Here is a 21,678-nt window from a genome sequence, read left to right as displayed (position 1 = left end):
CTCAACCGCCCTTGCGTGAAGGGCAGTCGGCGGAAAGACGGACGCTCAGGCGGAGACAGAGCCCGAGCACCTGCCGGAGGAGCGTCAGCTCCACCGAACCGGGCAGTCCGGGGCCGCAGACCTTCGCGCAGGGGCGGTTCGCTGTGAGGGTCGACATCCGGTCATCCTACCCCTGGGGGGTATACGTGAACCGGGCTGACGGCCCGTACGATGGGCCGCCCGCGAGGGGACGCGAGGGGAGGGGATGCGCGTGCGCCGACTGGGAGAGCTGGAGGCCGAGATCATGGACCGGCTGTGGGCCTGGCAGCGGCCCGCCACGGTCCGCGAGATCGTCGACGACATCAACCTGGGGCGCAGGGTCGCGTACACGACGGTGATGACGGTGGCGGACATCCTCCACCGCAAGGGCTGGCTGCGCCGCGAGAAGGCCGGCCGGGCCTGGCTGTACGAACCGGTCCGCGGCCGCGAGGAGTACACCGCGGCCCTCATGCAGGACGCCCTCGGCGACAGCGCCGACCGCCCGGCCGCGCTCCTGCGCTTCGTGGAGACCATCTCCCCCGAGGACATGCGCGCCCTGGACGCGGCGCTGCGCACGGCGCGCGGCGACGACCGGGCGGGCGCGGCGGACGACGACCGCCCGGCCCCGAACCCCCCACGCGCCGACGGCCCGCACGCGGACGGCGGACGCGGCGGCGGCCACGGCGACGGGCGACCCGGCGTCGGCGCCCTTGGCGCCATCGGCCCCGGCGATCGGCCCGGCGATGGCCGCCTTGGGGCCATCGGGCCCGGCGACCGGCCCGGCGATGGCGGCCCCGGCGCCGGCGGCGGGACCCGGCGCGGCGGCCCCGGCGGTGGCGCGTGAGTCATCACGTGTTGCTGCCGCTCGGGCTCGCGCTCGTCTCCGGGGTGCTGGTCCCCTGGCTCCTCGTGCGGGCCCGCTGGGCACAGCAGGTGCCCCGGCTCGGGCTCGCCGTCTGGGCGGCCGTCGGCGCCGTCTTCGCCGGATCGGCCGCGCTGCTGCCCGCGCAGCTCGTCCTCGACGGGGACAGCAGCCACCGGCTGACCGACCGGGTCATCACCCTCGACCTCCCCTCCCCCGCGACGCTCCTGGACCTGACGGCCCGCCAGTACACGGCAGGCGCCCTGGCCCTCGCCGTCCTCGCGCTGCCCGCCGCCGGTTTCGTCCGGGAGCTGCTGCGCGCCCGGCGCTCCCGGCTGCGGCACGCGGGCGTCCTGCGCCTGGTCGGCCGGTACGACCCGGACCTGCGGGCGACCGTGCTCGACCACGCCCGCCCCGCCGTCTACTGCCTCCCCGGCCGCTCCCGTCGCGTCGTCGTCTCCTCCGGAGCCCTGGACGCCCTCACCGCACCCCAGTTGGCGGCGGCCCTCGCGCACGAGCGCGCGCACATCGCGGGACGGCACCACCTCCTCGTCGCGGCGGCGGAGGCCTTCGGCCTCGCCTTCCGCCGCCTCCCCCTCGCCCGCCACGGCGCGACGGCCGTACCGCTGCTGCTCGAAATGGCCGCCGACGACCGGGCGTTGCGCCGCTGCTCGCGCGACGCCCTGGCGACGGCGCTCTACGCGCTCGCCGCGGGACAGGCGCCGCGCGAGGCGTTCGCGGCGGGCGGCCCCTCGGCCGCGCTGCGGATGCGGCGCATTCTCACTCCGCACAGCGCGGGGCATCCCGTGCTGCGCGGTCTGCTCGCGATCTCGACGGCCGCGGGGGCGATGGCTCCGCTCATCGTGGCGTGTTGTTCCGTACCGGGATAAGCGACTGGTTTCAGCGGCCCATTACTAAGCGAATTCGTAGATTTCACATCGGTCACGCGGCCCTGAATTCCCGGCTAGTGTGGGTATGTTGGCACAGGGGCTCGGCACGTCGAAGGGTACGGACCAATGCAGCTGGCTGACGTGCGAGCGGCGGCTGCCGCCGACGCGGCGACGATATCCCGGCTGCTGGCGGACGCCATTCGGGGCAGTTACCACGAAATCCTCGGCGAAATCCCGGTGCACCGACTGGTGTCCCATCAATGCGCACTTCCGCGCATCCGCGCGGAAATTGAAATTCCGGGTGGCGCTCCCGGCTGGCTGGGCTGGCTGGTGGCCACCGGCGAGGACGGCACGATCGTCGGCGCGGCGGCCGGCGGGGTCCCCGTGCCGGGCGAGGGCGAGCTGTACGCGCTGGCCGTGGCGGAGTCCTCGCGCCGACGCGGCGTCGGCTCGGCGCTCCTGGGGGCGACGACGGAGCGGATGCGCGGATTCGGGGCCGTCGCCCAGCGCGTGTCGCTCCCCTCGGACACGGACCGGGACCCCTCGCTCCCCTTCTACGCGAGCCAGGGCTTCGCCCCGCTGAACCCGACCCGCCTCGGCCGCCCGCTGCGACTCCCGTAACGCCCCTTGCTCCTCCCCTCCACGGCCTGGCAGATGAACGCCATCGCGTGTTCACGCCGTCGCCGGACCTGGAAGCGGCGCTCCCTCCCCCGGCACCATGGACGCGCGACACGGTCGCCCGGCGGCACGGGGGCCCGTCTCGCGGACGGCACGGACCGAGCGAGCACCTGGAGGAGCGATGCAGACACCGAGCGGCGCCGCGCTCGCGCCGGTCCTGCCGTCCCGATACGACCCCCACACCGACGCGCTGCCCGGCCTCGAGTCCGTGGCCCCGTGGGGTGAGGAAGCGGGCTGGCTGTTCGACGCCCTCCTCGGTCCGCACAGCGCCGACATCGTCCGCTACCTCGACCTCGCCCGCGCGGGCGAAGGCGGCGGCCGCGAAAGCAGCGGCCGCGCCGGCGAAGCCCGGGGCCCCGTCCTCGATCTCGGCTCGGGCGCCGGGCGGCTGGCCGTCCCGTTCGCCCGGCACGGCTTCGCCGTCGAGGCCGTCGACCGCGACCCCGCCGCCCTCGCCCGGCTCGACGCCTGGGCACGGCGCATCGGCCCCCAGGTCGCCCGGCTCGTCCTCACCACCCGCGCCGACCTCACCGACCTGCGCCTGCAACGCAGTTACCGCCTCGCGCTCCTGGCCGGCTCCATGGTCTCCGCCGTACCGCCGCGTTCCCGGCCCGCCCTGCTCCGCGAGATCGCCACCCATCTGGACACCGGCGGGGCCCTCGCCCTCGACTACACCTCCCACCTGCGCCACGGCCTCGTCGCCGAGCCACGGCGGACCTGGGCGTTCCAGGTCCCCCGCTTCGACGGGATCGACGAGTGGGTGGTCGCCCGGCAGGTCTTCGACCTGCCCACCATGAGCGAGCGGATCACCTACTACGCGGCCAGGACCGGCAAGCTCGCAGCCGAGCGGGCCGTCCTCACCACCGACAAATGGATCGTCGACCCCGAGCGGCTCGCGGCCGAACTGCGCTCGGCGGGCCTGCGCATCGAGGGCAGGCGGCGGCTCCGCATCGACGAGCGGACAGAGAGCGTGCTCCTCATCTGCCGTGCCGGGGGGCCAAGAGGTACGATGCCCGCAAAAGTTTGAGCCGACCAGATCGAATCTGATCGACCGTGCCGGGCGGAGAAGATGGCAGTCGTGGAAGAACTCTCGGACCGCGAGGCGGTGATCCAGCGCCTGCGCGACGTCGGGCTCCGGGTCACGGGCCCCCGCCTCGAGGTGCTCACGGTGCTCGCCTCCGCCGGCCATCTCGACGTGGAGGCGATCGCCGCCGCCGCCCGTGAGCGCCTCGGCACGCTCACCAGCCAGGCCGTCTACGAGATGCTGCGGCACTTCCAGGAGACCGGCCTGGTCACCAAGTTCGACCGGCCCGGTCTTCCGGCCGTCTTCGAGGTGTCGGGGACACCGCACCAGCACGCCCTCTGCGTCCGGTGCGGTCGCGTCGAGAACGTCGAGGCACCGGCCCCCAAGCCCCCGCGCGGCGCCCTGCCGGGCTGGCGGACCAGCGACGCCGAGATCGTCTTCAAGGGGCTGTGCCCCGACTGCGCGGCCGGTTGAACCCCGTGCGTGGCGTTCGAATGTGTGGCAGGGTCGAGCGGGGCGATTCAACGGGACCGTTACGGGTCCGAGGGGAGTCTGCTGCTCAGTGTCCAAAAACGCCACCGGGACGCGTACGGGAAGCGAACAGGCTCTCGCGGTCTACCTGGGACTCCGTGCCCGGCCCACCGCCGACTTCGACGACGTGGCGGACGGCCTCGGGCTCTCCGCCGCCGACCGGCAGCGCTGCCACGCCGAACTCACCGCGCTCGGCCTGATCGAACCCGCGCCACCCGCGCCGCCCGCGAACCCCTCCCCGCCCGAGCCGCGCACCGACGCCGCGCCGCCCGCGCACCCCGCGCCGCTCATGCCGCCCGCGCCCCCCGCGGACGACGGCCGCCCGCACGCCCCGCAGTGCGTCGTCGAACCGGACGTCGCCCTCGTCCGGCTCCTCCAGCGCGAGCGCGACCGGCTCGAACACCGGCTCGCCGAGACCAGTCGCGCCCAGGCCACCCTCGCGACGCTGGCAGGACCGTTCCTGCGGGCCGGCGCCGCGCCCCGCTCCGCCGCCGACGTCGAGATCGTCACCGACCCCGCACGCGTCCGCCGGGAACTGGCCGCGCTCGGCGACACCGTCCGCGCCTCGGTGCACTCGATGCACACCGGATCGGTACGGCGCGCGGACATGGCCGCCGAGCTGACCAGGGACCGGGCCCTGCGTGAGCGCGGGGTGCGCGTCCACGCGATGTACAGCCGCCGGATCAGCGCGGTGCCGGACATGGCGCAGCACCTGCAGGAGCGGGCGGCGCTCGGTGTCGAGATCCGGCTCTCCCCCGTCGTGCCGATGAACATGGTGCTCGCCGACGAGAACTTCGCGCTGCTGCCCACCGATCCGCACGACCCGGCCTCCGCCAGCCTCCTGGCGCGCGGTCCTGGCCTGGTCCGCTCGTACCTCGCCCTGTACGCGTACTGCTGGCAGGCCGCCGGCCGGTACGGCGAGGAGGAGAAGCCCGAGCGCGGCGGCGACGGGCTCTCCGAGCAGCAGCGGGCGGCCCTGCGGATGCTGGCCGCGGGCATCAAGGACGAGCAGATCGCGAAGAACCTGGGGGTGTCGCTGCGGACGGTCAGCCGGCTGCTCTCCGAGGTCATGCACGAACTGGGCGCCGCGAGCCGGTTCGAGGCCGGGGTGAAGGCGGCCAGGCTCGGTCTGCTCGACGGCGAGGGCGATCCGTAGCACCCGGAGATGACGCACGGCACATCCACGATCGGCATCTCGGATCGCCGCCGGGCCCTGTGACAGGGTGAGGCGGGGCGGCGACACGGACGAACAGGACGAAGAGGGGGTCACTTCGCCATGGTCACGGACGCGGGCATCGGCACGGGCACGGTGGACGACGGAGACGGCGACCCCGCGCGTGATCCCACACGCGATCCCTTACGTGATCCCGCACGTGATCCCGTCCTGAGGCTCTATCAGGAACTGCGTAGACGCGGGGTGTCCGGCTTCGGCGAGGTGTTCGCGCACTTACGGCTCGCGCCCGAGGAGTACGAGCGATGTCGTGACACCCTCGTCTCCCTGGGCCTGATCGTCCCGACCGGCGCCGCGCACGCCACCGTCACCGCAGTCCAGGACGGCAGCTGGCGCTCCGACACGGACGTCGTCGCCGCGGTGGACCCCGAGATCGCGCTGCTGCGGCTCCTGGAACGGGAGCGGGAGCGGCTGCGCGAGCACCTGACCGAGGCGGACCGGGCGTACAGCACGCTGGAGACCCTGGCCGGCACCTTTCTGCGGGCCGACGCGCTGACCCGGGCGGAGGCGGAGGTCGAGGCGCTCACCGACTACCGCCGCATCCAGCAGGCGATCGAGGACATCACCGATGTCATGCAGGAGAGTTCGGCCTCGCTGCACCCCGGGACGCCCGGGCGCCAGAACCCTGAGCGGATGCTCGACCGCGACCGCCGGCAGATCGGCAACGGGGTGCGGGTCCGCGCGATCTACGGGCGGCAGGAGGCGGCCCTGCCGGAGATGGCGGAGTTCCTCGGCCGGCGCGCCGAGCTGGGGGTGGAGATCCGGCTCGCCCCGTCCGTGCCGCTGAACCTGATCATCGCCGACCGGCAGTTCGCCCTGGTGCCCATCCGCCCGGAGGACCCGGGCGAGGGCGCGATCCTGGCCCGGGGCAGTGCGCTCGTACGGCCGTACCTGAGCCTGTACGAGCACTGCTGGCACACGGCCACGCCGTACGGCGACGACGTGGCGCCCGAGCGGGGCGGGGACGGGCTCTCGGAACAGCAGCGGGCGGCGCTGCACATGCTCGCCTCGGGAATGAAGGACGAGAAGATCGCCCGCACTCTCGGCGTTTCGCTGCGGACGGTGAGCCGGATGATCTCCGAACTCATGCAGGAACTCGGGGCGTCGAGCCGATTCGAGGCGGGGGCGCGCGCGGTGCGGCTCGGCTGGCTGGACTGAGCGGCCGCACGAAGGGGCCTGACCGAGCGGCCGCACGAAGGGGCCTACGGGAATTCCCGGTCCGGCCATGGGCGGACACGGGTCGGGCCCCGCGAGCGCCCGTGGCGGTCGCGGGGCCCGATTCGACTCCCCGGTAAAGCAATTCCCTCGGCAGAAGGTCAGTCGACGATCGGCGCCGGGGACGGCGGCGGGACGGGCCAGCCGTTGTCCTGCCCGTCGGCCACCATGCGCGGGCCCACGGGCGCGGTGTCGTCGGGGGCCGCGACCAGCGCCGCACCACCGGCGACGGCCGTACAGGCCACGATCGCGACGGCGAACTGGCGGACGGTCTTCCGAATATCTGCGATACGCGCAGCGGACATGATTCCTCCAGGAGTTGGAAGGTGAATTCCGACTTCGGGGGCCCGTGCCGCCGGGCGCTCCCTGAAGACATCTCCATGGTGGCCCGCGCCGGGAAAGGGATCCAGAGTTTCTCCATGCGTGGATCTGCCATGGCGTGGATGCGTCATTCCGTGCGGCTGCACGGCAATACGCCCGCGTCATATCGGAATTGAGCGATCCGGAGCTTCTCGCACCTTTGGTCCAACCAAAAGAAATGCTAGACTCGTGCGACGGCCTTCTCGTTCCTCCAGGAGAGAGGGGCCGCCGGGGCAGGGGCGTGCCGCCGCCCCTGCCCCACCGCCGCCTCGTACACCTCGACCGTCCGCGCCGCGGCGGCCCGCCAGCTCATCCCCCGCGCGTGCGCGACCGCCGCCGCTCCCATCGTGGCCCCCGCCCGGGGATGCGCCGCCAGCCACCGCAGCCGGCGGGCGTACTCCACCGGGTCGTGACCTCGCACGAGCAGGCCCGTCACCCCGTCCCACACCGCCGTCGGCAGCCCGCCCACGGCCGCAGCGAGCACCGGCGTCCCGCACGCCTGCGCCTCCAGGGCCACCAGACCGAAGGACTCGCTGCGCGAGGGCACCACGAGCACGTCGGCCGCCCGGTACCAGTCCGCGAGCCGCTCCTGCGGCACGGGAGGGCTGGGCCGCAGGACATCGGCGACCCCGAGCTCCCGCGCGAGCCGCCAGGCCGAACCCTCCCGGGACGCCCCCGAGTGGCCCCCGACCACCGGCACCAGGAGCCTCCGGCGCAGCTCGGGGGCGAGCAGCAGCAGCTCCGCCACGGCCCGCACGAGCACGTCCGGGCCCTTCAGGGGCTGGATGCGGCCGGCGTAGAGCGGGACGAAGGCGTCGGCGGGCAGGCCGAGCCGGGCCCGGGCGGCGGCCCTGCCGCCCGGGCGGGGGCCGAAGGTGCGCAGGTCGACGCCGGGCCGCACGACCTCCGTGCGCGGGCCCGCCGCCCCGTACAGCGAGGCGAGGGCCGCCGCCTCGTCGGCCGTGTTGGCGATCAGCCGGTCCGCGGACTCCACCACCTGGTGCTCACCGCGGATCCGGAGCTCCGGTTCGGGGGTGTCGCCCGCCGCGAGCGCCGCGTTCTTCACCCGGGCCAGGGTGTGCGCGGTGTGCACCAGGGGGATCCGCCAGCCGGCCGAGGCGATCCGGCCCGCCTGCCCGGAGAGCCAGTAGTGGGAGTGGACCAGGTCGTAGCGGGCGCTCTCCTTCAGCAGGGCGAGCGAGAACGGCACGACGAGGGCGGGCATGGCCTCCTTCGGGAGCGCCGTGCGCGGCCCGGCGTGCAGATGCCGGACCCGGACCCCCGGGGCGAGCTCGACCAGCGGGGGCCGGCCCTCGCCCCGGCAGCGGGTGAACAGGTCGACCCGGGCGCCCTGTTCGGCGAGGGCCCGGGAGAGTTCGACCATGTAGACGTTCATGCCACCGGCGTCCCCGGTGCCCGGCTGGTGCAGCGGGGAGGTGTGGACGCTGAGCATGGCGACGCGCAGGGACACGTGGGGCTCCTGTGAGGGCGGGCCACGTGCCCCCGCGCGTCGCGCGCGCTCGGTCCACGCGGCAGGGATGGGTGGGACGGCGCGCTGGGGTGGGGGCGCTTACGGAAGGGAGATCAGCGGTCAGAAGCCGAAGACCGGTCCCGACGGCGGGGCGAGGCGGGTGCCGGGGACGGGCGGGGTGAGCGCCGTCGCGTCGATCGGGCCCCCGGGCTCGGTCTTGAGCGCGGCGGCCAGCCGGTCCGCGCCCTCGGGCATCACCGGGCGCGCCCAGGCCGAGAGCGCCGAGGCGACCGCCAACTGGGCGGCGAGGGCGGGCAGGTGCGGGCAGGCCGTGGTGGGCCGGCAGCGTTCGTGGGCGTTGACGTGGCCGAAGTCGGCCACCGAGCGGACCATCTCGTCGAGGACGGCGACCGCGCGGCGCGGGTCGAAGGCGTCGGGGCCGTACGCCTCGCGCAGGTCCTCCACGGCCCGGCGCAGCCGCCGTTCAAGGACCTCCCAGCCGGTGCCGCCGGGCAGCGCCTGCGGGGTGAGGCCGGCGCACTCCTCGCGCACGGCGGTGAAGAGCCGGGCGAGCCAGCTGTTCCAGCTCTCGTCCAGCTCGTGGCGGGCGGCGGCGAGCCGGTCCCGCCGGAAGACCGTACGGCGGCCCAGCGGGCGGGCCTGCAGGACGTGCCGGCGCAGGGTGTCGGCGCCGTACTCGGTGAGCAGGTCGAGCGCCCAGACGTTGCCTTCCTGGACGCCCTCCTCGACGACGTACGACTCGTTGACGCAGAAGTCCTGGGGCAGCTTGATGTCCTGGGCGAGCAGCAGCACCGGCAGCAGCACGGCGTGGCAGAAGGCGTGCCCGAAACCGCAGAAGTGGATGGCCCGGCGCGGCAGCGGCCCCTTGGGGTCGTAGCCGAACAGGTGCATGGCGGCGGCCTCGAAGCAGCCGTCGATCCGGTGCTCGGGGAAGCCCTCGACGGGCACCTGGAGCCCCCACTCGGCCGGGTGGCCGACGGCGATGTCCGGCAGCCCGTCCTCCACGAGCGACTCGCACAGCGCGGCGAGCCGGGGCGGGAGGCCGGCGGTGGCCCAGTAGTCGGCGAGCGCCTCGCGGAAGGGTTCGAGGGGGACGTAGAGCCTGCGGCAGCGGCGCGGGAGCGCGGGGGTCGCGCAGAGCGAGCAGCGGGCCTCGATCAGGTCGCCGCCGTCGTTGGGGCGCGCGCACTCGTGGCACATCCCGCCGCCGCTGACCGCGCCGCAGTGCGGGCAGACGCCGGTGACGTGGGCGCCGTACAGCCAGCGCTCGCACGGCTCGCAGTAGGGCAGCAGGCGCGTCCGGGGCGCGATCACGCCCTGCGCGTACAGCCGGCTGAAGAGGTCCCGCACCCAGCGGCCGTAGCCGCGGTCGCGGCGCGGGCGCACGATGTGGTCGAACTCCACGCCGGAGCGCAGCCAGTCGGCGGTGATCGCGGCGCGGTAGCCCTCGGCGACCTCCTCGGGCTTGCGGTGCAGCCGCAGCGCCCGGACCTCGACGGAGCTGGCGTGGTCGGCGGTGCCGGTGGTGAACCGTACGGCCTCGCCCTCGGCGCGCAGGAACCGGGTGAGGACGTCGGCGGCGACGTACGGGCCCGCGAGATGACCGATGTGCAGTTCGCCGTGGGTGGCCGGCGGGGTCGCGGTGATCCAGACGGGGGTGCTCATGGGACCTCCTTGACGCGGTGGTGCGGTGAACTCGGGTGCACTCAGCGGGGCTCGAAATGGAAGGAGCGGATGAAACAGTCGCGGGGCTGTTCGACGGCGTAGACGACGCATTCGAAAAGGGCCTGGGTGGTGAGCTTCTCGTCGGGGCCAGTGCCGTCCGCGGAATTCACGCCCTCCCATTCCGCGAACCTCGGGTCCGAGGTGGAGAAGTCGGGCGGATAGAGGGAGAAGACCCGGACTCCGGAGGGCCGCAGGCGGCGCGCGAGGATGTCGGCGAATCCCGCCTGGGCGCTCTTCGCCGCCCAGAACGCCTCGTGGGCGCCGCCGGTGGCGGCGGAGGGTCCCTCGGCGTCGCGGACGGCCACCATGTTGACGATGTCGGGCCGGTGCGAGCCGCGCAGCAGCAGCAGGAAGTGCTTGACCATCAGGACCGTGCCGCCCGCCGTCGACTCGATCGTCTCGACGATCTCCTCGTCTCCGGCCGCCTCCAGGTCCATGGCGTCGAGCCAGCGGGCGCCGTTGTTGACGAGCAGGTCGACACGGTCGGTGCGCTCGCCGACCTGGGCGGCGAAGGCGCGGATGTCGGCGGGCCGGCTCAGGTCGCAGCCGAAGGCGTGGATGCGGTCGCGGGCGGAGCCCATGACGTCCGTACGGGTGCGCTCGGCGGCTTCGACGGTTCGGGCCGACACATAGACCTCGGCGCCGAGATGGGCGAATCCGACGGCGAGGGCGCGGCCGAAATAGCGGGACGCTCCGGTCACGACGACACGCAGATTCTCGAATTTCATTCTGGTCCGCTCTCCCCATGAATACCGTTTTCCGGTCGTCATTCAGCGTGGCAGAGGAAAGTCGGCGGAGGCCCGGTGAGAGGGGTGCGCGTTCACGCCGTTGCGTGGATACGCCACGGCAGTGCGAACCGGTCGAGCACGGTGGCGCGCTTGTGCCGTACGGCGATGTGGTCGGCGCCCGCACGGACGCTGACGGTCCGCCCGCCGGGAGTTCGCACGGGCCGTCCGGCGAGGCCGGGCACGACGGTCCCGGGCAGCGCACCGGCGGCCGCGAGGGCGGCGGCGCCGGTGAGCGCGAGGCGCGGGTGCCAGCCGCCGACGGTGAGCGCGCGGACCGCGATCCCGGCCGGGTGCGCGGTGAACGCGGCGGCCTTCGGCAGGGCGGAGCGCTCGTCGAGCCCGAGGAGCCGGGCGGCGTCGGCGCGCAGCGCGAGCAGGGCGCGCCGGACGTCGTCCCCGGCCCGCAGGAGCGCCCGCTCGGTCGGGACGCCTAGGTGCCGGCCGGCCACGAAGACGTACGGGTTCCCGTACCGGACGACGGTCACGGGCAGGCCGCGCAGGACGTCGACCGGGCGGCCCGTGGGGAGGGTGCCGGGGGCGGTGGGGGCGCGGAGAAAGCGGAGGGTGTGCGCGCCGGTCCCCCGGCCCGGGGCGCCCTCGGGTGTGCAGCGGACCAGGTCGCCGGTGGTCAGGGCGCGGACCGTGACGGGGCCGGGGCGGGCGGCGGCCACCACGCAGGCGAGCAGGGAGTGGCCGCACCCGGTACGGAAGTCGAAGGCGCCGCCCGGCAGCGCCTGGACGAAGCGGTAGTCGAGGTCGGCGCCCGGGTTGGCCGACGGGCCGTACAGCGCGATCTTGTTCAGCCGCGCGTAGGGCGTGCGGGCGAGGGCCGCCCGCAGCGCGGCCAGCTCCGGGGCCGCCGCCAGCGCGCCCGGCGGCAGCCCGCCACCTCGACGACGAGCGTCGGCCCCGGCGCGTCCTCGGCGCGCACGACGGCGACCTCGACACCGCCGGTGACGCCACGCCCGGCGACGGCCGTGGCAACGCGCTCGACGCCGCACGTGCCCCCGCCCTCGACGCCGTACGTGACAACGCCCTCGACGCCGTACGTGACGCCACCCTCGACGCCGTACGTGGCAACGCCCTCGACGCCGCACGTGGCCCCGCCCTCGACGCCGTACGTGGCGGAACCGCCTGCCCGGAGCGCACCGTTCACGCCACGCAGCCCACCGGGATCCGCATGCCCTGCACGACGTCCGTCCACAGCTCGTGGACGGCGAGGGCCCACAGCGCCTGGGCGTCCCGCTGGTTGGGGCGTTCCAGCTGGCGGGTGAGGAGTCCGCGCACACGGTCGGCGCGGAGCTTCCCGCCGAGGACGAGCCGGGCCGGCGAGAGGAGTTCGCGGACGGTCTCCAGGAGCGGGCTGCCCGGGGTCAGCATCGCCGCGACGGGGAGCGTGAAGGGCTGCTTGGGCCGGGCGAGCACGGAAGGCGGCAGGAGCTCGCGCCCCGCCTCGTACAGCGCCCGCTTGCCGCGCAGCGCCGCCGGGGGCAGTGCGCGCGCGTGCGCGACGACCGCCGGCTGGCAGAACGGCAGCCGGGTCTCCACCGCCCAGGCCATCGACAGGTGGTCGACACGGCGCAGGTGGTACGCGGGCAGCCGCCAGCGCGTCTCGAAGGCGGTCAGTGCCGCGGCCCGGTCGGGCCCGCAGGCCCGCAGCTCCTGCTCGATCCGGTCGGCGGCGGAGCCCTGTTCGGCGATGTAGGCGCGGTACGCGGGCGTGTAGAGGTGTTCGCGCAGCAGCCGGGGCGCGGCGGAGAGGGAGTCGACGTAGGCCGCGACCCACGCGCCCTCGGGGGCGTCGAGCGCCGCCCGCATCCGCGCGTACCCGCCGAACAGCTCGTCCGCTCCGTCCCCGGTGAGCGCGACCGTGAAGCCGGCCTCCCGTACGGCGCGGAAGAGGGCGTACGTGGAGAGGGCGATCGGGTCGGCGTTGGGCTGCCCGAGATGGCGGACCGTACGGGTCAGGAGGGAGCCGAACTCGTCCGGATCGACGGCGACTTCGTGGTGGACCGTACGCGCCCGGCGGGCGACGGAGCGGGCGTGGACGGCCTCCGAGTCGGGCCAGCGGCCGCGGTAGCCGAGGTGGAAGGTGTGGAGCGGCGGCGCGTCGCTCTCCCGGGCGTACTCGGCGGCGAGGGCCGTGACGAGCCCCGAGTCGAGGCCGCCGCTCGTGATCGCGCAGACCGGCAGCTCGGACTCGGCGAGCCTGCGGACCTCGTGCCGCAGCACGTCCTGGGTGCGGGGCTCCGCCGTCGTGGAGCCCGGGTGCGGGGTCCGGCGCCGTACGAGCGGGCGGCAGCCGGGCCGGACGACGGCGGTGGCGCCGGGGGCGAGGACCTCGATGCCGTCGAGGGCCGTGCGGGAGGAGAAGGAGGTGCGGGTGGCGAGGACCGTGTCGAGGGAGTCCTCGCGCGGGGAGATCGTCACGCCCTCGAAGGCGAGCAGGGCCGGGATCTCGGAGGCGAACCGGGTGGAGCCGTCCGCCGGGTCGTGGTGCCAGTGCACCGGCTTCATGCCCATGTCGTCGACGGCGAGGACGAGTTGGGTCCGGCCGGGCCTGAGGTCGAGGACGGCGACGGCGAACATGCCCTCCAGGTGCTCGGCGAACGCGGTGCCGTACTCGGCGTAGAGCGCGGGCAGCACCGTGCCGTCGCAGCGGTCGGGGAAGCGGTGGCCCCGGGCGGCGAGGTGCAGCCGCAGCTCGGTGTGGTTGTAGATCTCGCCGTTGAGGACGGCGAGGATGCCGGGCAGGTGCGCGAGGCGGTACGGCTGCTGTCCGCCGCAGGGCTCGGTGACCGCGAGCCGGTCGCAGCCGAGCGACCAGCCGGCGCCGCTGAGCACCTGGTGCTCGTCGGGGCCGCCGTGCCGCTGGCGTGCGGAGACGGCGGCGAGTTCGGCCGCGTCGGGCCGGGCGGCACGGGGCGCCCCCGCGCCGGGGGCGAGGTTGCCGAAGATCCTGCACATGACGGTCGCCTCCGCGTCCTTGCGTCGTTGCGTCCTTGCGTCGTTGCGTCCTTGCATCCCTGTCACACCACTGACCTGAACACTTATTTGAACGTACCAAGTTTTTGAATGGCGCGTAAGTGCCATGTCCAGTTCACGCCACGATCTGGCCTTGCGACGCCCCCGTCCCCGCCAACACGCTGGCCCCATGGAGGACTTCAACCGCACACCCCCCGAGTCCCTGCTGGTGGTCGCCGCGCACCCGGACGACATCGAGTTCTGCGTCAGCGGCACGGTCATGCGGTGGATCGAGCGCGGCACCCGCGTCACGTACTGCATCGTCACGGACGGCGACGCGGGCGGTTACGACCCACGGCTCCCGCGCCAGGCGATGGCGGACCTGCGCCGCGCCGAGCAGCTCCACTCCGCGAAACTCAGCGGTGTCGCGGACGTCCGCTTCCTCGGCTACCCCGACAGCTTCGTGGAGCCGAGCGTGGAGCTCCGCCGCGACCTGTGCCGGATCATCCGCGAGGTCCGCCCGCAGCGGGCGATCATCCCCTCCCCCGAGATCAACTGGGCCCGCGCGGCCGACCTCCACCCCGACCACCGCGCGGTCGGCGACGCCGGCCTCCGCGCGCTCTACCCCGAGGCCCGCAACCCCTTCGCGCACCCCTCCCTCCTCAAGGAGGAGGGCCTGGAGCCGTGGACCGTCCACGAACTGTGGCTGATGACGGGCCCGACGCCCAATCAGTACGTGGACGTCACCACGGTCTTCGACCGCAAGGTGGAGGCCCTGCGCCTGCACACCTCGCAGACCGCCCACTTCGACGACCTGGCCGGCCTGCTGCGCACCTGGCTCGGCGAGCACGCGAGGGCGGGAGGCCTGCCGCCGGGCCGGATGGCGGAGGCCTTCCAGATCGTCCACATCGACTGAGGACGCCAACAAGAGCCCTTGGGGCCTCAGTACACCTCGATCACGTTGGTGTTGATGCCGAGCAGGACGTGGACGATGTTCCGGTGGCGTGGCGGGTCCGTCGCGTCCGCCGGCAGCGCCAGGGTCTCCTGCGCGTAGAGGGCCGCGGCCCGTACGGTGCCGAGCACCGGGTCGTGGGCCGGCTTCGGGCTGATGACCGTGCCGGCGTTGATCCGCCGTCCGGCCAGGTTGAGGTAGGTGGCCAGGAGCTGCTTCCTCAGCTCGCTCCCACGCGGCATGTCCTCCGCGAACACCGCCCGGATCTCGGCGACCGACAGGGCGCCGTCCCGGTCGGCGTCGTAGCGCTGGTCGGTGGCCTGGATCCGCGCGAGCAGTTCGGCGGTCCACATCGTCGGGTGGGCCTGCCAGAACTCGTACGGCAACGGGTTCCGGGTCGGCGGCTCGACCGTGACCGTGGTCCGGGCGGAGGCCGTGACCGGGCTGAAGGCGCAGGACCCGCCGGCGTTCCCGTAGCTGACGGACACCGTGTCCGTGTAGGCCGTGCCCGAGAGGGCGAGGAGCGAGGACCGGGCGCTGAAGACGATCTTCTGGGCACCGGAACGGCCGGGCAGATCACCCACGTTCCAGACGAGCGTGCGGGAGCCGTCGGCGTTGACCACGACCGCGCTCGGCCTCGGCCCGGTGCCGCCGTCGAGCTCCGGGCTGTAGTGGAGACCGGCCGGCAGCGTGTCGGTCACGGTCACCCCGGACGCGGCTGCGCTGCCGGTGTTCTCGTACGTGACGGTGTACGTGATCGCCTCACCGGCCGCCGCCTTCGCGGGGCCCGCCTTGTCCACGGTCAGCACGGGGGCGCGCACGGTGGTCGTGGCCCGCGCGGTGTTGTCGTCGGTGTACGGGTCGGGCACACCTTCGGTGTCGGTCCCGGTGACGGTGACGCGGTTGGCGAGGACCGTGCCGTCCTTGGTGTCGCAGGGCACGCGGTAGGTGAAGGCCGGCGTGACGGTGGCGCTCGCGCCATTGGCCAGGTCGGGCAGCGCCCGCCGCTGGGTGGTGCCGTCGGGCAGCGTGTCGGTGACGTGGACGGCGGTGGCGGTGCCGGGGCCCAGGTCGGTGACGGTCGTGGTGTAGGTGATGGTGTCCCCGCCGACCGCTTCCGTCCGGTCGGGCGACTTGGCGATCTTCAGGTCGGCCTGCTGCGACATGGCCAGGACCTGCGTCAGGGTCAGCTCCTCCGGCAGCGCCCCGCGGTCGCCGTCCCCGAAGAAGTGGACGTTGCGCCGGGGGTTGTACTGGATGTGCGCCCAGTCGTCGAAGCCGTCCAGGAGCTCGCCGGGGCTGGTGTCGGGGCAGGAGGGCGAGATGTGGTTGATGTCGGCGGCGACCCCGGTCTCCCTGTCGCCACCGGTTCCGTTCCAGTCGAGGGGGCCGTTCGTGGCGGGGGCGACCCGGAACTTGCCGTTGACGCCGTAGACGGTGTTGCGAGCGGGCGCGGGGGTCCCGCGGACGCCGGTGTTCTCGTCGAGGCCGGACTCGTCGAGTCGGGTTCCCGGGGTGAGGCCGAGGGCGGTGCCCCGGGCCACGCTGGTGTAGTCCAGGGGCCTCGACCGGTCCTTGTTGGCGAACTGGAGGTTGTAGTTCATCACGCTGAGGTAGTTGGGCTTGCAGTTGGTGGTGTCGTCGCCACCGTGGCCCAGGCTCAGCACGTGCCCGAGTTCGTGCATGAACGTGCCCGCCTCGGCGTTGCGCCGACCGCCCGCGTTCCTGATGCCGTTGGCGCTCCAGTCGCCGAGCGTCACCATGAAGTCGTTGCCGCCCTCGGGCCCGTCGCCGGTCCACTCGGCGATGCCGGACGAGCCGGGGTTCTCGGCGTAGCCGTCGCCGAAGATCATGTAGCGGAACAGCAGCCGCTTGGCGTTGAGGATGTCCACGCAGTTCGGGGCGGCCCGGTCGGCCGCCGTCCCGAAGTGCCCGGAGCAGGCGCCGGGCCGCTGGACGACCGGGTTCCCGTTCTTCAGGTCGTTGAAGTCGTCCTGGGTGCCGGGGCCGTTGGTCTCGAACAGGATGCCCGCCACCGTCGGCACGGCTTCGTCCTCCATCGCGTGGAGGTTGATCCCCCGGTACAGCGTCCGCGCGGGGTTGCCCGGGTCGGGATACGGGTCGACGGGCGCGTTCGCGAACGCCTCGACCACGTCGCCGAGGGCGCCCGGCTGCGGCCGGTCACCAGCCATGTGGTCGGCCTCGACGAACAGGTCCTTGCGGTAGGGGAGCGCGCCGTACGGAGCGTCGCCGAGCGGGAGGTCGACCCGGCCGTCGCCGTTGTGGTCGAACCCTCGGCCAGGGGTCTCCCAGGCGTCCGTGATGCTGTCGCCGTCCATGTCGTTCTGGCCGGTCCGGGCGAGACAGGAGGGCGTGGTGATGGAGAAGTACCCGCGGGCGGAGTCCTCGCCGCTCGTCTCGCTCTCCCCCGCGAGGGTCGGGACTCCGGCGCCCTGCCGGGTGGTCAGACCGCCGCCGGTGAAGACGCAGGTGTTCAGGTCGAACTTCAGGTCCAGGTCGTCCTCGCCCCGGACCCAGTTGATGATGTCGTCGCCGCTGCCGTCGTCCTGGTCCCACAGCTCGATGTGGATGTCGACGGGACCGCGCGACGCGTCCACGGTCTTCTTGTGCACCCAGTTGGTCCGGATGTCGCCGCCGTGGGCGCAGCAGTAGTCGTCCTTGCCGTCGTACAGGCCCTGGTGGTCGATCTCGAACTTCGGGTAGTAGTCGTTCCCGCACGCCTCGCCGGGTCCTTCGTCGCAGGACAGTTCGACGACGCGGTACAGACTGACGGTGATCTCCTCGGTCGCGGCCTGGGCCGGGGTCACCCCGAGGGCCGTCACTCCCGCCAGCATCAGCAGGAGGGCGACGAGGGAGCCGACGCACCGACGGATTCTTGGCGACATGCGGCGGCCTCCTGGGGGCTGACCGGACATCAAGTTCGAAATATGACAAACACATATTCACGAGACGACTTCCTCGCCTGGCCCCGACACGCCAGGCCCCGGCCGACCCGACCCGTTCGGACGCGGCGCGGCGCGGTGACGGCGGGCGGGTAGGGTGCTGGCTGTTGTTTTTCGGGGAGACACGGAACCGCGGGGGGATGTCACGTGAGCGGGTCGCGGGAGATATCGGGCGGTCGACGGACGGTCGGCGGCGCGCTGCGGGCGTTCCTCACGGGCTCGGCGGGGTACTCCGGCGACCAGTTCGGCCTGGCGCGCGTCGACGACGGGCTGATGAGCCGGATCCAGCTCGCGCGGACGGTGCTCGGTCTCGTCGCAGCCGTCGGGCTGTTCGTCGCCTACCCCCTGAGCGACGGCGGGCAGGAGTACGTGCTCGGCAAGCTCCTCGAACTGGGGCTCTCCTGCGCGGTCCTGCTGGCCGGAACGGTCATCGGCATAGCGGTGTTCCTCGCCGCGAGCACCCGGGACCGGCGGCGCCACTTCGCGGCACGCCTGCACACCCCGATCCTCGCGGCCCTCGCGCTCGCCCTCGGCCCCTTCACGCTCTGGGTGTCCTTCCTGACCCTGAAGGGCGAGACGATCAACGGTGAGGACCTGAAGGGCTTCTTCGACTCGATCACCGGCCCCGGGTGGATCTCCTCGATCCTGTCGTTCCTGGTCCTGGTCATCGGCGCGCTCGTGGCGTTCGCCGTGCTGATCCTCTCGATCCCGTACACGGTCGTCGTCGCCTACGGCTGCGTCGCCACCTGCTTCCGCGCCTCCGACGTGCACCAGCTGCTGCCGGCGCTGCTCGCGCCGCTGCTCGTCTGGGCGCTCTTCGCCTTCCAGCTCTTCAACGGCCCCGATCTCGCCGCCCCGCCGGAGGTGCTGTACACGTTCATGGTCGGCGGGCCGCTGTCGGTGACGGCGCTGTCGGTCTGGGAGGTACGGCGGCTGCGCACCCATCACGGGATAACGCTGCGGGTCGCGCTCGGCCGCTGAAACGAGCCGCCTCAGCCGCTGAAGCGGGACGGCGCAGCCGCTGAAGCAGGCCAGGCTCGGCCGCCACGAGACGCCTCCCGCCCGGTTCGCGCCTACGATCGGAGCATGACTGCCGCGCTCTCCCTCTGGTCCCGGGACTCCGTGCTCTCCATCGGCTCGGTGGGGTCCGTGCTCTCGATCGGCTCCGTCGGCTCGGTGCTCTCCGTCGGCTCCATCGGCTCGGCCGCGTCCGTGGCCTCGGTCGGCTCCTGGCTCAGCTCCGGATCGCTGCTGTCCGCCCGGTCCTGCTGGTCGGTCATGTCCTGGCGCTCCCGGGGCGGCGTCATGGCGGCGGGGGCCCTCGTCGCGGCCGTCGGCCTCGCCACCGCCATGACGGCGCGGTCAGCGCGCCGCTGAGGGCGCCTCGCGACGCAGCGCCGAGCGGCCCGCGTAGCGCGCCGCGGCGCCCAGTTCCTCCTCGATCCGGATGAGCTGGTTGTACTTCGCGGTGCGGTCGGAGCGGGAGAGCGAGCCGGTCTTGATCTGGCCGCAGCCGGTCGCCACCGCCAGGTCCGCGATGGTGGTGTCCTCGGTCTCGCCCGAGCGGTGCGACATCACGGCGGTCCAGCCCGCCGCGTGGGCGGTGGCCACCGCGCCGAGCGCCTCGGTCAGGGTGCCGATCTGATTGACCTTCACCAGGATCGAGTTGCCGACGCCGGTACGGATGCCCTCGCGCAGCAGCGTCTCGTCGGTGCAGAACACGTCGTCGCCGGTGAGCTGGCAGCGGTCGCCGACGCGGGCGGTCAGCTCGCGCCAGCCGTCCAGGTCGTCCTCCGCCATCGGGTCCTCGATGGAGACGATCGGATACGCGTCGATGAGCTTGGCCAGGTACTCGACGTTCTCGGCGGGTGTACGGCGCACCCCCTCGCCCGCGTAGTCGTACACCCCGTCGCGGAAGAACTCCGAGGACGCCGGGTCCATGATCAGCGCGATGTCCGCGCCGGGCCGGTAGCCGGTGCGCTCGATGGCGGCGGTCACGAAGTCGAGCGCCTCCTCGGCGGTACGCAGGGCGGGTGCGAAGCCGCCCTCGTCGCCGACGCCCGTGGAGTGGCCGGCGGCCAGCAGGTCACGGCGCAGGGTGTGGAAGACCTCGCTGCCCATGCGGACGGCCTCGGCGAAGGTGTCGGCGCCCACCGGGGCGATCATGAACTCCTGGAAGTCCAGTGGATTGTCCGCGTGGGCACCGCCGTTGACGATGTTCATCATCGGCAGCGGCAGGAGGTGGGCCTCGGCCCCGCCGAGGTAGCGGTAGAGGGGCCTGCGGTGGGCGGCCGCGGCGGCCTTGGCGGTGGCGAGGGAGACGCCGAGGACCGCGTTGGCGCCGAGCCGGGACTTCGTGGCGGTGCCGTCGAGGGCGATCAGCGCGGCGTCGAGCCCCGCCTGGTCGGCGGCGTCCCGGCCGCGCACGGCCGCCGCGATCTCCCCGTTGACGTGGGCCACCGCGCGGTCGACGCCCTTGCCGTGCCAGCGCGCGGGGTCCCCGTCGCGCAGCTCCAGGGCCTCCCGGGCACCGGTGGAGGCGCCCGAGGGGACGGCCGCGCGGCCCAGGGAGCCGTCCGTCAGGACGACGTCGACCTCGACCGTGGGGTTGCCCCGGCTGTCGATGATCCGGCGGGCGGTGACGGCCTCGATGACGGCGTCGACGGCTCCGACTGCCTGCGTGGACATGGGAGTTCCTTCCCGTTGTCGAATGCCGGGGCCCTGGCTGCGACAGCGCTGGCGCCGGCCCCGACAGAACAAACCCTACAGCAATGCTGTGCAGTTTAACTGCACAGTTTGGCTGTACAGCTCGGCTGCACAGCTCGGCTGCCGGGCTTGCGCAGGTCAGCGGGGTAGGGTGCCCTATGCCCACCCCGGAAGCCGCCGCCATCGCCGCCGAACTGCGCACCGCCATGGGCAAGCTCACCCGACGCGTCAAGGACGAGGACCGCATCCCCCTCGGCCAGGCCGCCGTGCTCGGCGCCCTGGACCGCAACGGCGCCATGACCACCAGCGACCTCGCCGCCGACCAGCGCGTACGCCCCCAGTCGATGGCCCGGGCGGTCGGGCTCCTGATGGAGCAGCACCTCGTCACCCGTCGTGCGCACCCGACGGACGGCCGCAAGTCGCTGGTCGAGCTGTCGGACGCGGGCCGGGCCGCGCTCGAGGCGGAACGCGGCCGCAGGGCCGGCTGGCTCGCCCAGGCCATCGAGTCCGAACTCACGCCCGAGGAGCAGGCGTTGCTGGCCCGTACCGCCGCCCTGCTCGACCGCCTCGCGACCCGCTAGCGCCGCCGGCGTCCCGGTCCGCAGGACGTGCCGAGTGGGCGGCGGCGACGTAACGTGGAAAGAAGCGGGAGTCCCGCAGTTCATGCCAGGAACACAGGCTGCTCGGGGCGCGTCGGCGTACAGCGTCCGGCGCGGGCAGGCCCCGACTGGCGGCGCCCGAGCCGGAACGGCGCGACCCTTTGCGGAACGGCCCCTCACCCGTCCCGTGTCGCGCCCGTGATTCCGGCGGAGCAGTCGGGAGCCAGGGCAGCTTCAGGCGTCGGTCGCTTTTTCCAGCAGACCGCTCAGGAGGGAAACGGATCATGTCCGTCTCCGCCCCCTTCCCTGTCGCGTTCAACGGACCCATCGACCGCTTCGTCGTCACGATGGGCAACCGCATCATCGTCACCACGCAGAGCGGTGGCGTGTTCGGCCACGACATCAACGGCAGCAAGGTAGGCCCCGGCTTCGCCTTCGGCGGATCCAAGGTCGCCTTCAACGGGCCCATCGACCGCTTCGTGGTCACCATGGGCAACCGCATCATCGTCACCACGCAGAACGGCGGCGTGTTCGGCCACGACATCAACGGCAACACCGTCGGCCAAGGCTTCGCCTTCGCCGGATGGGACCTGTCCCCGAGTGGTGGACACCTCTGAGCCCGGTCCCGGTAGGGGCCGGGTAGGAGGCATCTTTTATGGTGATGAAGGTCTACTCGCCCG

Annotated in this window: 20 protein-coding genes and 1 pseudogene; 12 read left to right on the top strand and 9 right to left on the bottom strand. The window is 73.4% G+C overall.

Going from position 1 to position 21,678, the window contains the following annotated elements; all coding sequences use genetic code 11:
* Position 1 precedes the first annotated feature (1 nt).
* Entirely contained in the window at positions 2-157 is a 156-nt protein-coding gene (locus tag AB0E14_RS03810) for a hypothetical protein (protein ID WP_362411422.1), read from the bottom strand.
* Positions 158-250: 93 nt separating this feature from the next.
* On the opposite strand from AB0E14_RS03810, the pseudogene AB0E14_RS03805 reads away from it, so the two are divergent.
* The 7 genes and pseudogenes from AB0E14_RS03805 to AB0E14_RS03775 form a co-directional block, all read left to right on the top strand.
* Positions 251-610 (top strand): annotated as a pseudogene (locus AB0E14_RS03805) (BlaI/MecI/CopY family transcriptional regulator); the annotation flags it as partial.
* A 248-nt stretch (positions 611-858) separates the two neighbouring features.
* Positions 859-1,770: a M56 family metallopeptidase gene (locus AB0E14_RS03800; RefSeq protein ID WP_362411419.1), complete on the top strand. Its 912-nt coding sequence runs from the start codon at positions 859-861 to the stop codon at positions 1,768-1,770.
* A 126-nt stretch (positions 1,771-1,896) separates the two neighbouring features.
* The gene (locus tag AB0E14_RS03795; RefSeq protein WP_362411416.1) at positions 1,897-2,391 is read left to right on the top strand and encodes a GNAT family N-acetyltransferase; all 495 of its coding nucleotides are present in this window, start codon (positions 1,897-1,899) and stop codon (positions 2,389-2,391) included.
* A 178-nt stretch (positions 2,392-2,569) separates the two neighbouring features.
* Positions 2,570-3,475 carry a class I SAM-dependent methyltransferase gene (locus AB0E14_RS03790; RefSeq protein ID WP_362411414.1) on the top strand — a complete coding sequence of 302 codons (906 nt, stop codon included), beginning with the start codon at positions 2,570-2,572 and terminating at the stop codon, positions 3,473-3,475.
* A 42-nt stretch (positions 3,476-3,517) separates the two neighbouring features.
* A complete protein-coding gene (locus AB0E14_RS03785) occupies positions 3,518-3,946 on the top strand; it encodes a transcriptional repressor (RefSeq protein WP_362411411.1) in 429 nt (142 codons plus the stop codon).
* A gap of 88 nt (positions 3,947-4,034) precedes the next feature.
* The gene (locus AB0E14_RS03780) at positions 4,035-5,159 is read left to right on the top strand and encodes a helix-turn-helix transcriptional regulator (RefSeq protein ID WP_362411408.1); all 1,125 of its coding nucleotides are present in this window, start codon (positions 4,035-4,037) and stop codon (positions 5,157-5,159) included.
* Positions 5,160-5,279: 120 nt separating this feature from the next.
* On the top strand, positions 5,280-6,392 hold the full coding sequence (locus AB0E14_RS03775) for a helix-turn-helix domain-containing protein (RefSeq protein WP_362411405.1): 1,113 nt from the start codon (positions 5,280-5,282) through the stop codon (positions 6,390-6,392).
* 158 nt (positions 6,393-6,550) lie between these two features.
* Here AB0E14_RS03775 and AB0E14_RS03770 read toward each other — a convergent pair whose 3' ends face one another.
* From AB0E14_RS03770 to asnB, 6 genes are all read right to left on the bottom strand, one after another.
* Complete coding sequence (locus tag AB0E14_RS03770) at positions 6,551-6,754, bottom strand: hypothetical protein (protein ID WP_362411402.1); 204 nt, start codon at positions 6,752-6,754, stop codon at positions 6,551-6,553.
* A gap of 236 nt (positions 6,755-6,990) precedes the next feature.
* Positions 6,991-8,262 (bottom strand): D-inositol-3-phosphate glycosyltransferase, encoded by a 1,272-nt coding sequence (gene mshA / locus AB0E14_RS03765; protein WP_362411863.1) that lies wholly within the window; start codon positions 8,260-8,262, stop codon positions 6,991-6,993.
* Positions 8,263-8,400: 138 nt separating this feature from the next.
* Positions 8,401-9,966 (bottom strand): class I tRNA ligase family protein, encoded by a 1,566-nt coding sequence (locus tag AB0E14_RS03760; RefSeq protein ID WP_362411399.1) that lies wholly within the window; start codon positions 9,964-9,966, stop codon positions 8,401-8,403.
* Positions 9,967-10,007: 41 nt separating this feature from the next.
* The gene (locus tag AB0E14_RS03755; protein WP_362411396.1) at positions 10,008-10,754 is read right to left on the bottom strand and encodes an SDR family oxidoreductase; all 747 of its coding nucleotides are present in this window, start codon (positions 10,752-10,754) and stop codon (positions 10,008-10,010) included.
* Positions 10,755-10,846: 92 nt separating this feature from the next.
* Entirely contained in the window at positions 10,847-11,815 is a 969-nt protein-coding gene (locus AB0E14_RS03750) for a PrpF domain-containing protein (protein WP_362411393.1), read from the bottom strand.
* Positions 11,816-11,966: 151 nt separating this feature from the next.
* Positions 11,967-13,838, bottom strand: coding sequence for an asparagine synthase (glutamine-hydrolyzing) (gene asnB / locus AB0E14_RS03745; RefSeq protein ID WP_362411390.1), 1,872 nt, complete (start codon positions 13,836-13,838; stop codon positions 11,967-11,969).
* 130 nt (positions 13,839-13,968) lie between these two features.
* On the opposite strand from asnB, the gene AB0E14_RS03740 reads away from it, so the two are divergent.
* Positions 13,969-14,694 carry a PIG-L deacetylase family protein gene (locus AB0E14_RS03740; RefSeq protein WP_362411387.1) on the top strand — a complete coding sequence of 242 codons (726 nt, stop codon included), beginning with the start codon at positions 13,969-13,971 and terminating at the stop codon, positions 14,692-14,694.
* Positions 14,695-14,720: 26 nt separating this feature from the next.
* On the opposite strand, the gene AB0E14_RS03735 is transcribed toward AB0E14_RS03740, so the two are convergent.
* On the bottom strand, positions 14,721-17,636 hold the full coding sequence (locus AB0E14_RS03735) for a hypothetical protein (RefSeq protein WP_362411384.1): 2,916 nt from the start codon (positions 17,634-17,636) through the stop codon (positions 14,721-14,723).
* Between the two features lie 204 nt (positions 17,637-17,840).
* On the opposite strand from AB0E14_RS03735, the gene AB0E14_RS03730 reads away from it, so the two are divergent.
* Both AB0E14_RS03730 and AB0E14_RS03725 read left to right on the top strand, forming a co-directional pair.
* Positions 17,841-18,674 (top strand): hypothetical protein, encoded by an 834-nt coding sequence (locus tag AB0E14_RS03730; RefSeq protein ID WP_362411381.1) that lies wholly within the window; start codon positions 17,841-17,843, stop codon positions 18,672-18,674.
* Between the two features lie 105 nt (positions 18,675-18,779).
* A complete protein-coding gene (locus AB0E14_RS03725) occupies positions 18,780-19,070 on the top strand; it encodes a hypothetical protein (protein WP_362411378.1) in 291 nt (96 codons plus the stop codon).
* Here AB0E14_RS03725 and eno read toward each other — a convergent pair.
* Entirely contained in the window at positions 19,056-20,381 is a 1,326-nt protein-coding gene (eno, locus tag AB0E14_RS03720; RefSeq protein WP_362411375.1) for a phosphopyruvate hydratase, read from the bottom strand. The two genes, AB0E14_RS03725 and eno, sit on opposite strands and share 15 nt — an antisense overlap.
* Before the next feature lie 176 nt (positions 20,382-20,557).
* Between eno and AB0E14_RS03715 the strand changes: the two genes are divergently transcribed.
* Together AB0E14_RS03715 and AB0E14_RS03710 are read left to right on the top strand one after the other, a co-directional pair.
* Positions 20,558-20,980 carry a MarR family transcriptional regulator gene (locus AB0E14_RS03715; protein ID WP_362411372.1) on the top strand — a complete coding sequence of 141 codons (423 nt, stop codon included), beginning with the start codon at positions 20,558-20,560 and terminating at the stop codon, positions 20,978-20,980.
* A 302-nt stretch (positions 20,981-21,282) separates the two neighbouring features.
* The gene (locus tag AB0E14_RS03710; RefSeq protein ID WP_362411369.1) at positions 21,283-21,615 is read left to right on the top strand and encodes a hypothetical protein; all 333 of its coding nucleotides are present in this window, start codon (positions 21,283-21,285) and stop codon (positions 21,613-21,615) included.
* The last annotated feature ends 63 nt before the right edge of the window (positions 21,616-21,678 follow it).

The organism is Streptomyces sp. NPDC047981 (assembly GCF_040653315.1).
In the GTDB taxonomy this organism is placed as follows: Bacteria; Actinomycetota; Actinomycetes; order Streptomycetales; family Streptomycetaceae; genus Streptomyces.
Note: the sequence above shows the minus strand (reverse complement) of the source record. Positions and strands in the feature narration are given on the sequence as shown.